The sequence below is a fragment of the Paraburkholderia sp. GAS42 genome, assembly GCF_050436565.1.
GTDB lineage: Bacteria > Pseudomonadota > Gammaproteobacteria > Burkholderiales > Burkholderiaceae > Paraburkholderia.
Window position 1 is genome coordinate 1 of record NZ_JBNDML010000051.1, and the last position, 9,536, is coordinate 9,536.

Sequence of the window (9,536 nt, forward strand, 5' to 3'; positions counted from 1 at the left end):
AATCATACGGATTATGCCGACTCAGCAATCACAAAAGGGCATGAGGAAGGCCCTCCGCACCCTTGACGCGACATAATCCGGAAGTCGGCATAACGTGATCGAGCGCGACATCCGCCCCTTCTGCACAGGGAGAAAGGCCTGGCTCTTTGCCGACACGGTCGCCGGTGCGAAGGCGAGCGCCATGATCTACAGCCTGATGCTCACGTGCCGGGCGTGCAACGTCGAACCTTATGCATATCTCTTGCATGTGCTCACCGAGCTGCCGCAAAGGCCGCCCGAAGCAGACATCACCGATCTTCTGCCGTTCAACTTCGCGATGCGACTCACTTCGACGCGAACATCCGCTTGACGCGATTCGTGTCGGTTTCCGGACAGCGCACAGCATAGGTCCCGACACGCAGCACGGCAGGCGCAGTCGATTGCGACGCCAGGCGATAATCGAATTCTGTCTGCGTCCAATACGATGCTTTGCACGAATCCATGACCAAGTCCTACACCATCTACACACTTCACGCGCAGATCCGTGACATCGAACCGCCCGTCTGGCGACGGATCCACGTCGACGGCAACATCACCTTGCGCAAGCTGCATCACATCCTGCAAGCCGCCTTTGGGTGGACTGACTCGCATTTGCATGACTTTGAGATCGACGGGCGGACTTACGCGATGGGCGACAACGACAACATGCTCGATCTGTTTGCTGAAGATCCCGAAATGCTGGATGACCGCAAGGCGCGGTTATACCGGCTTGCATACCCGGGACACCGGTTCCTCTATCGATATGACTTTGGCGATGACTGGCATCATGACATTCACGTGGAAGAAGTCACTCAAACGGACCATGAGCCGCACAGCGAGGCGTGGATTGGTGCTGGAGAACGTGCCTGTCCGCCCGAGGACGTGGGTGGCACGTACGGATATGCAGAGATGTTGCGCGTTCTAAGCGTCGACCCAGATGGCGACGAAGCGACGCGGTACAGAACATGGGCGGGAGACGACTTCGATGCCGAACTGTTCGACCGACGGGCGGCCAATGCGACGCTGCTGCGCATGGCGTGGAACAACTGGGGCAAAAAGTAGACAGGCTTGAACCCCTGTTCTCCGCCGCATCTGACGATCCAGTGTGCTTTAACTAGCGCTTACGCTTGACCGAATTCCAGATCCACAAGCGCAGACACTGCGCCCGGTGGCGGTGGAGCTATTGACGCTCGGGCTTGCATACGAGTCGCACAGCTATGGTGACATCAATATGACCGCTGCGGGCCGGCTCTGGCTGAACCAGCATGCGGTGTAGCTCGCAATTGCGCGCCGAACCCATTGCGCTACCTGCAGTGGATGCTCAGCCGTCTGGCGAACCTGTCCCGGGTTCAGCCAATGGCGTAGTTGCAGTCGGGCCTCCGAGACAGTGGAGGCCCACGCGCGTCATGGCAGCGAAGCGACCGCTCATCGGGTTATCCTCCCTGGGCTTGCTGCCATCCTTGCAACGCGCAATAAGTGAGCGGTTGCCGTTATCCGGCCTTGACTCGCAAGTGCTTCCCGTGTGATTTCTTTTGATCGGATTCGGAGCGGATTTTCGTCACGCCACCGATCGAGGGCGGGTCGCTAGCAGGAAAAGTGTCCTCGACAGCTTCGTCAACGTTGTGTTCGGTCTTGTCGCCGTTTGGATGTTGCTCTCGACTCTGGGTGCGCATAGTCGCCTCCGGTAGTGAGTACGTGGGACGATGACGTCCCGGATTGATGAGCATGGCGCGATTCAATGGCAGAACCGGGCAATGCGGTGGGCGGGCGCGGCACATGCTCAGCTGCGAGTACCGGCGCACGCACATGCAAACGCCTAACGTTTGCGCGTGGCACGGAGTTTGGGAGTCTGCGTGTTGGCATTCGCATTATTCTGTGTGCGTTGCTGATACGCATCGCCACCGCGCCGGTCGGTATCGGTCAGGCCGCGCGACAGGTCCTTATGCGCCTGCCGTCCAACATCGCGCGTACCTTCTTCATGTTGTGATTCCACAGACTGGTCGGTCTCGTGCGGCAGCGGTGCAACGTCCTCGTAGTCGCCATCCACCGGGGTGGCGGCGATGCACCGGCTTACTGCATCACTGGGGGCGGCGTTGGCGGACCTCTGTTCGGCAGGTTTCATCACAGGCTCCTTTCCGCAACGAAGATCCGGATCGTCTGATCCAGATATCGTGTACGGCTAGCGGGCCTCATCTGTCGAAGCCGGGACGTTTTCATCCCGGCAGTGAATCGCAGTCGCGTCTTCGCATAGCGACCGTCCAGACATGACGGGACCCTGGTGAACAGGTTCTCACGTACACAATGCATATGTCTGTACGGTACCGGTCAACACTCTTCATTCAAAGCCTCGGAACGCGCGTCCTCCGTGGCCGGATTGTCGAGGCACGCGTCAACCATCTCCCGAACCGAAGTGGCATAGCAGTCAGCGCCGATCGCGCTCTGGAGATCTTCGCTCCACTGATCCGTATCGCCTGTCGGCCAGAGCCCCACGACGATGGCTGCTTCCGGCAAGCGCTGGCGCACCCGTCGCAGAAGATAGCGCAGGTGCGACGGGATGCCATCAATGTTCAGATAAAAGATACACACCGTCGTCGCGGCGGCGACATCCAGGCTGCCGATCCGGGCGCGTGACGCCTCATCATGGGAGATCACGCGGCAATCGAGCGCATGCTTTCCGAGCAGTTGGACGAGAATGCTCGACGCCAACTCGTCGAGCGGTCCCCTTCCCGCTATGCAAAGGACCTGATTCGCCGCGCGCCGCGCCAAGAGGGTTTCCACACCCGGAGATAGAACAAACGGAGCCGGTTGCGGCAATACCTTTTGTTCGGCGCCGGCGAACGCCAACGCGCCCCAGTTGCCGCCCGATTCTGCCGCAGTGGGGTCAACGTCCTCAAAGCCCTCCAGACCTTCGACCAGGTCGCTCACTGTGGTCCCGATTCGCGCCAGTTGCGTGGCGGTTACGCCGCCTCGCAATACATCAATGGCTGCAAGCTGCAATGCCTTGAGGGCGACTTCATCGTAGTAAGAGGAGAGCGAGCGGTCGCGTAGCAGTACCTCGGCTTGCTCGAGTGCTTCATCCGGATCGCCGGCCAGCGCCCGCTGGTAAAAATTTTCGACCGGAGTAAGCGCAGGCTGGTCACCCAGCAATACGTCAAGAAATTCGAGGCGCGCAACGTGGCGGCCGAGGACAAGGAGACAGAGCGTCAGCGGCGTGGAGAGGATGAGTCCGATTGGCCCCCATATCCAGCTCCAGAAAATCGCGGATACGACAACCGAGAACGGTGAAAGGCCGGTACTGTGGCCATATAACATCGGTTCGACGACCTGACCGACCAGAAGTTCGACGGTCGCGAAAAGGATCACTGACCAGATCGCCATCGACCACTCCGGACTGACTGCCGCAGCGAGTGTGGTAGCCAGAAGAGCGGAAATCCATATTCCAACGTAGGGGACGAGTCGCAACAGAGCAGCCAGAATGCCCCACAGCATCGGGCTGGGTACCCCAATGAAGAACAGGCCCGTCCCGATAGCGACGCCCACGCCCGCGTTTACGCCGAGTTGCGAAACAAAATACCGGCTGAGGCGCCGCGCGGCTTCGTCCATCGCGGTGGTGGTCCGATGCAGATCTCTCGAACCAAACAATCGAATTGCCCGGTCCCGAAGATCGTCACGCTGCAGCAGAATGACAATGGTCACGATGAATACGACGAACGTCGTCGCGAGTGGGCTAATGACAGGAGACACCACCCGCCGCGCCAGCTGAAACGGTGTCAGCACTGGCTCTCGCACTTCGACTGGAATTGCTGCGGACGGTTGAGCGTCGGAGTGGCCAGAAGTGCTCCCGCGAGTCGCTTTCGGCTCTTCACCGGTGGCTCCCCGGAACGCGTGGCCGGCTGCTTCCGCCAGACGATTCAGTGTTCCGATCGTCATGCCATGCACGACGTCGACCTTCTTTTCGATGGTCGCCTGATAGCGAGGGATGCCGGCTGCGAGATCCGTCATCTGGGTAGCGATTACGCCTCCCAGCAGGACGATCACCGAGAGCGACATCATTACCGCAACGAGAACCGAAGCCACGTGGCCGAGTCTGAAGCGACCCAGAAAATCGGCCAGAGGGGCAACCAGGAAGCTGAGCAGAATGGCAAGCGTGATCGGTATAAGGACCTCTCGCCCAAAATAGAGGGCTACGACGATCGTCACGCCGACGGCGAGCGTAATCAAACCCTGCAGGCTGGGAGTCTCAGGGGGCTCGACATGCGCCGCAGATCTCGCGGGGCGCCGTTCCATGGATTCGGACATCGTGGACTCGTGGTCTCAATACCGTCGGTTCTCGTGGGTGGTGTCGGATCAGTGGAGAGGCCGAGCCGTGCGTTAAGCATCCGTACCCGCCCCCGTCGCCATTGCGCCGTCTCAGGACAGCCTTGGAGGCAATTCCCCTAGCTGGCGAAAAACACTTAACCAGTCCTCCAGGTGCCACGTTTTCGCGATCCGCCCATCGCGGAACTCGTGGAACGAGTGAATCGCGAAATGGAGCGGCTTTGACGTCGCAGCAATGCCCATGAGCGGCCCGGACTGCGTGCCAGTGACCTCCGCGCGCACTGCTACCTTGGGGTCGTGGATCAGGACATCCAGAATCTTGATCTCCATGTCAGGCAGCGCCGACGACAGATCCGTAAACACTGGAATCATCTTGTCCGGACCCGGCAACTGTCCAGGAGACTCCGGGATGTACTGCCAGTCAGGCGTCACAACCTTGCGAAGAAGGGAAATATCCTTATGCGCGAAAGCCCGGTACAACAGGTCAACGGTTTCCCGCATCGCAGCGTGTGCGGCGTTGTTCGTCGTTTCCATAATGCCCCCTTTTCCGACGGCGTCGGATAGAAAAGACTGCACTCACTCTATTGCAAGTCCGTTCTCTCTATGGCGCAGCCAGATCGGGGAGCAATCGGTCGAGTTCGCGTTTCACAACCCGATAGCACTCGCACGCACGGTTTTCCAGACTCCGCCTGTCCAGCACCTCGATATAACTGTCGCCGCACCGGATCACACCGGCGTCCTCCAGTTGCCCGAGGGCTTTCCTGGTGCTGGCTCGTCGGAGGCAAAGCGCGTTGGCCAGCAGTTCGGGCGATACCTTTGGCTCGTCCGAGGGCAGGCGGTCAATACCGAGCAGCAACCACCGGCACAGTCGCTGGTCTGTCGAGTGGTACTGGTTGCAAACAACCGTCTGGGCGATCTGCGCGAACAGCGCCAGCGTGTAGCGTAGCAACAGCCACTGCATCACGCCTGCCTGACGAAACTCTTCCTTCAGGATCGGTGCGCTCAGTCGGTATGCCTCGCCCGGGGTTTGCACGACCGCTGTATTCGTCGTTGTTTCGTCACCCATAAAAAGCTCGGTGCCAACCAGGCCATCGTTGCCAACGACCGCTATTTCTGCTGATTTGCCGTCCGGCATCGTCTGCCGTAGTGAAACTATTGATGTCGTCGGAAAATAAACGTGGTCGAGGTGTTCCCCAGCCTCGTACACGACAAATCCCGGCGTCATCTCGACCGGAACCAGCTGCGTTTTCAGACGCGCCAACTCCGTTTCGGGAAGAAGGCCCAGTAGCCGATTCTCCGTGGGATGAAGATCATTTTCCATTTGCCACTCCTCTTCAACCTGTCAACCGCAGCGGACACCTGATTCATCGAAAGTGACACCTGAATTACGGGTGTACGAGGATGTTGAAAAGCCTCTCACGTCCGGCAGGGGGTGTCTGTACGGTATCGGTCCGACGTCAGTCCGTTAGATAAACGAGCCGCTATCCGATGAACATCTGTGAGCTTGCTGGACAGGGGCTTCGAAGCGTGGTCTGCTCGTCAGGATCCAGAGCGCCAAAGAAGTGTTCGTCGTTTTCATCGGCAATCGTGGCGAGTTAGGGTAGAACCCGTCTTCCCTGTGGCGTCAGAGAAAGGAACTGGACGCGGTTGTCCTCCTCACTCGTCCAGGCGAAAGCAGTCGCCCATACGTCCGACTGCCGGCAGAGCCGATTGGCAGTTCATGGCCGAACCCGGTCCGATGGCGAACTTCCGTAATCGACATACTTCTGCTGGTGGACGCCTCATTGTGTGAAGGTTCGCTTTCTCAGTAATGGTGCCGTTGGCTATCGCGGCGCTGTTCGTTTTCGCCTACTTCGTTGACCGCCGACACGGGCACTTTAGGCGGCCTCAGTTCCCGCCAAGGGGCTCGACGCAATCTTTGGCGTGCCCGTTTGCCTGGCCGGCTTTTCATCATCACCTCCGGTCGCCCGAACGCAGAAAAATCGTGCTACACGAAGGACGGCGTGACAATCGTGCGCGGGCCGACGGGGTATGCCAGCTCTCTCGATCGCAACATGCCGATCGAGATCCGGCAGCGGTTGTTCAGTGACGGGTACGCAAGCACCAAGGCGGCTCTGGAGAAGATTGTGGCGGGGCAGACTATTCCGGCTTAGTCCCGGTCGTCGCCTCGTCAGGCACTTCCTCGCCGAACTTGTCTGCAACGCAGGCACGCATGGCGGCGATCAGCGGCGTTTTTCCATAGAAGCAAAAACCAGCCGGTGTGGATGCTGCGTAACCGCCGTGGTGCAGTGTGCCGACATTTGTGTTGACGCGGGGTAGGCAGTAGTCTTCACGCTCGATGATCGGGCCGCCAACGGCCCAATCGCTCGCAGGAGAGAACGCTGTGTCTAAGGCGCCCGCTGGGTCACCATCGCAAGCAGGCTCTTCCACCCAACATAGCCCATCGTCGATATGCGGATGAAGTAGATCTTCCGCTCGTGCTACCCAGTAGTCCAATAGGACTCCCTCCAGCTCAGCAACCTTCATGGTCCCTCCTAGCCTGCCTTCCGGCGGCGCGTCAATTCCCCGTTAGCCCGTCATCGTCGATCTGCAGCTTCCTGGTCTGCGGAATCCCTCGTTTCAGCCAATATAGGCACTTCAAAACCGGCACTTCAAACTCGTCGTCTTCAGCGTTTACCCTACAGTCGCACTCGCCGCACAGCCAGTATGCCTGCCAATCGGCGGTAGCCGGACGGAACTCGTCGCGCTCGAGCGGATGTGGCGCGGTAGCGGTAGGTTGAGTGTGTCTGTTGCCGCCCCTTTCGTCTGGCGGTGCCCCAATAACCTCACCGTAGCCCCGTTTCCACATCCCGCTCATCGAACCGGACGTGCGCTACTAACGCATCAAATGGGCTCGATCACAACGTCGCATATCGGTGACGCCCGCGGCGATCCAGATGCGCGTGCCTGCCGGGAGGGAAATCACGAGCGCAGACTACCCAGCACGATTCGCAACATGTCGGCATCGACCGAGCCGTACGGTGTATTGATTGCGGACATAGAAGTACCTGTCTCTGGCATTCGTGGTGCGGTGCCGATCATTCACAACAGCGCGCAGGCGTTTCTGGATGCCCGGGACGGTCGTCGTCAATCCCTCCGCTCCTGCATTTTGCGAAACGTTGGCATCCACTTTTTCCAGCCGGTCTGAACCTGGGGACGAAGGCTCGCCCTGATTGGTCGTCGCTTTAGTGACGCGCGTCGCCGCGAGGCAGAGCCGGTCTTAGCCAGAAAGCGCGCCAGAAGGGTTCGTTTTCGTGCTGCCTTGCTGTACAAAAATGTCGCTCATCGAAGCGTTGATGGCGGCCTGAACGCACGTCTCGAGAGCCGCTGTCGGCTCTGAAAACAATCATGCTGCCAGTGCAACAAAGCTGTTTGTACGGTAGTGGGTAGTGGGCGCGTTCATCGGCCAGATTTAAGCGCCACCTCAATCCCTCCACCGCATAGACAACGGCGGCATATTGCCCGTGGCGCGAGATGGCGCACAAATCTCTCGCGGCGTCACTCCTTCGCGGAGGCACCGGAGATCCGCTTAACGTGCGGTGCGGTGAGCCTATCGAAGCAGTTCAGAATTACGATGATGAGAAGCAGGGCTAATACGACAAGCTGCCCAACCAGGAAAACCGGCACGGCAAATATGGCCCACAGCACCAACCTGAGCATCTCGCCTCCCTGGACTATGCGATAGGTCGCCGGAAGCTGGCGGCGACCTTAGCGGCTCGTTCCGAGGGCTTGCTGTCAACCCTCGAAAGCATCATATCGCGACCCGTCAACTCTGTTTGTACGATAGTGGACGCAGTCCGCCGACGGGCTGAGAGACGCGTCAGCTGCAGCGCTGCCCCCTGAGAGCGACCAATGACGGCCGCCAAGCCGTTGCAAAGCGGGAGGGTTGAGCGCGAAGTGTTGTCGGGTCAGGCGAAGGCTCGAAGAAACGCCAAAGAATGGATGGCGAGCCCCCTTCTTTTTATTCTGCGAAGCAAAACCGTTGACGCTGACCGGCCGTGCTGCTTGACGTTGTCTAGTAAGCTGTCGTAAATGCGGTTCGTACGGTGTAGTTCCCGCACGGCGCTTATGTAGTCCGTCCCGATGGCGGGCTTTTGTTCGGCGCAGTTCTGCTTCGGGAGGATTCGCGCGTTCATTCAAACGTCTGCCAACAAAAACGGAGACGTCTCCAATATCGAATGGATTCAACCACCGGGGCTTGCTTGCGGAATGCCATCAAGCAGCAGTGAATCAGGAAGGCGTCCCTGCCCAAAGCCCGTCCGGGTGGCGGGGATTCCCAATGCCGCATGGGCCTGCCGGTTTCCGGGCGGAGTTATCTTGCCTGGCGCACACATCAATGCAACATTTCGCCAGAAAATGTACTACAGATACACATGCGCGAAGACCAGAAAGGACGGTTATGTATGAGGATCATTACCAGAGAATTGATTTCCTGCATGGGGTGTTGCTCGCCCGTGGTCAGGGTGGTCAGCTGACCTCGGCATTCACCGTGGTCAACGAGGTCGAGGCGAGTCTGAAGGCGGACGGGCTGCTTGGACCGCTCGAGTGCCTGCGTGTGAATGCCGCGAGAGGCGCGCTGCATCGGCGCTCGCTGCGCGCGGCCCTGGTCTCGGCGCGTGGCGCGCTTGACGCGGCGCAATACCCACCGTCGAAATACGATGCCGAACTGGCCGCCGCCCGCGCGAAGGCCACCTACTGCTGACAGCCTTTCCGGAAAGCAACCTGGAATTTCACCTCAATGACCCGCTTGCCCAATTCGTAAGCCAGCAGATCGCTGCACGATCAGGAAAGGAACATCACCCATCTGGCCTGCGGTCGTCCACAATTTCTGCGGGCAACCAATGTCTGGCCGAAACCGGCAGCGTCAGACCTCCTACGGCCCGCTAGTGGCGCCGCAGGTCTGATCATCAGGTCCAAGCGGACCCGATAACGGTAAACATCAATTTAACGGACAACAAAACCGCATTAGTCTGTAATCGGCTGCGGCGCTCTCAGGCGCAGTGGCCGCCCCCGGCTTCTGCTGGTCCTTGCGACCGGCTGAAGCCGCTCAGCCAGAGCTTCCTCCGCCCTGGCTTAATGAGATGGTCAGCCTGACCGAAACGGTCCGATCGGCTTACGCTGATCGGGCCGTTTCCTTTTCCGGGAGGCCATCATGGCAAACG

9 protein-coding genes and 1 pseudogene are annotated in these 9,536 nt (G+C 59.3%); 4 read left to right on the plus strand and 6 right to left on the minus strand.

What is annotated here, in order from left to right; translation table 11 throughout:
- Nucleotides 1–88: 88 nt before the first annotated feature.
- Both P3T16_RS34430 and P3T16_RS34435 read left to right on the plus strand, forming a co-directional pair.
- Nucleotides 89–349 (plus strand): annotated as a pseudogene (locus P3T16_RS34430) (transposase domain-containing protein); the annotation flags it as partial.
- A 131-nt stretch (nucleotides 350–480) separates the two neighbouring features.
- Entirely contained in the window at nucleotides 481–1,080 is a 600-nt protein-coding gene (locus tag P3T16_RS34435) for a plasmid pRiA4b ORF-3 family protein (RefSeq protein ID WP_093647883.1), read from the plus strand.
- Nucleotides 1,081–1,508: 428 nt separating this feature from the next.
- Here the strand turns inward: P3T16_RS34435 and P3T16_RS34440 are convergent, their stop codons facing one another.
- The 6 genes from P3T16_RS34440 to P3T16_RS34465 all read right to left on the minus strand — a co-directional run bounded on the left by P3T16_RS34440 (nucleotide 1,509) and on the right by P3T16_RS34465 (nucleotide 6,861).
- Nucleotides 1,509–1,691, minus strand: coding sequence for a hypothetical protein (locus tag P3T16_RS34440; protein WP_429345615.1), 183 nt, complete (start codon nucleotides 1,689–1,691; stop codon nucleotides 1,509–1,511).
- A 143-nt stretch (nucleotides 1,692–1,834) separates the two neighbouring features.
- Nucleotides 1,835–2,140 carry a hypothetical protein gene (locus tag P3T16_RS34445; RefSeq protein ID WP_429258982.1) on the minus strand — a complete coding sequence of 102 codons (306 nt, stop codon included), beginning with the start codon at nucleotides 2,138–2,140 and terminating at the stop codon, nucleotides 1,835–1,837.
- A gap of 203 nt (nucleotides 2,141–2,343) precedes the next feature.
- Nucleotides 2,344–4,317, minus strand: a complete 1,974-nt coding sequence (locus P3T16_RS34450; RefSeq protein WP_429345616.1) for an AI-2E family transporter — start codon at nucleotides 4,315–4,317, stop codon at nucleotides 2,344–2,346.
- A 111-nt stretch (nucleotides 4,318–4,428) separates the two neighbouring features.
- Nucleotides 4,429–4,869: an ester cyclase gene (locus P3T16_RS34455; RefSeq protein WP_429345617.1), complete on the minus strand. Its 441-nt coding sequence runs from the start codon at nucleotides 4,867–4,869 to the stop codon at nucleotides 4,429–4,431.
- Nucleotides 4,870–4,936: 67 nt separating this feature from the next.
- On the minus strand, nucleotides 4,937–5,656 hold the full coding sequence (locus P3T16_RS34460) for a Crp/Fnr family transcriptional regulator (protein ID WP_429345618.1): 720 nt from the start codon (nucleotides 5,654–5,656) through the stop codon (nucleotides 4,937–4,939).
- A gap of 818 nt (nucleotides 5,657–6,474) precedes the next feature.
- Complete coding sequence (locus P3T16_RS34465; protein WP_429258986.1) at nucleotides 6,475–6,861, minus strand: phage protein NinX family protein; 387 nt, start codon at nucleotides 6,859–6,861, stop codon at nucleotides 6,475–6,477.
- A gap of 361 nt (nucleotides 6,862–7,222) precedes the next feature.
- Between P3T16_RS34465 and P3T16_RS34470 the strand changes: the two genes are divergently transcribed.
- Entirely contained in the window at nucleotides 7,223–7,522 is a 300-nt protein-coding gene (locus P3T16_RS34470; protein ID WP_429258987.1) for a hypothetical protein, read from the plus strand.
- A 1,251-nt stretch (nucleotides 7,523–8,773) separates the two neighbouring features.
- Nucleotides 8,774–9,076, plus strand: a complete 303-nt coding sequence (locus tag P3T16_RS34475) for a hypothetical protein (RefSeq protein WP_429258988.1) — start codon at nucleotides 8,774–8,776, stop codon at nucleotides 9,074–9,076.
- The last annotated feature ends 460 nt before the right edge of the window (nucleotides 9,077–9,536 follow it).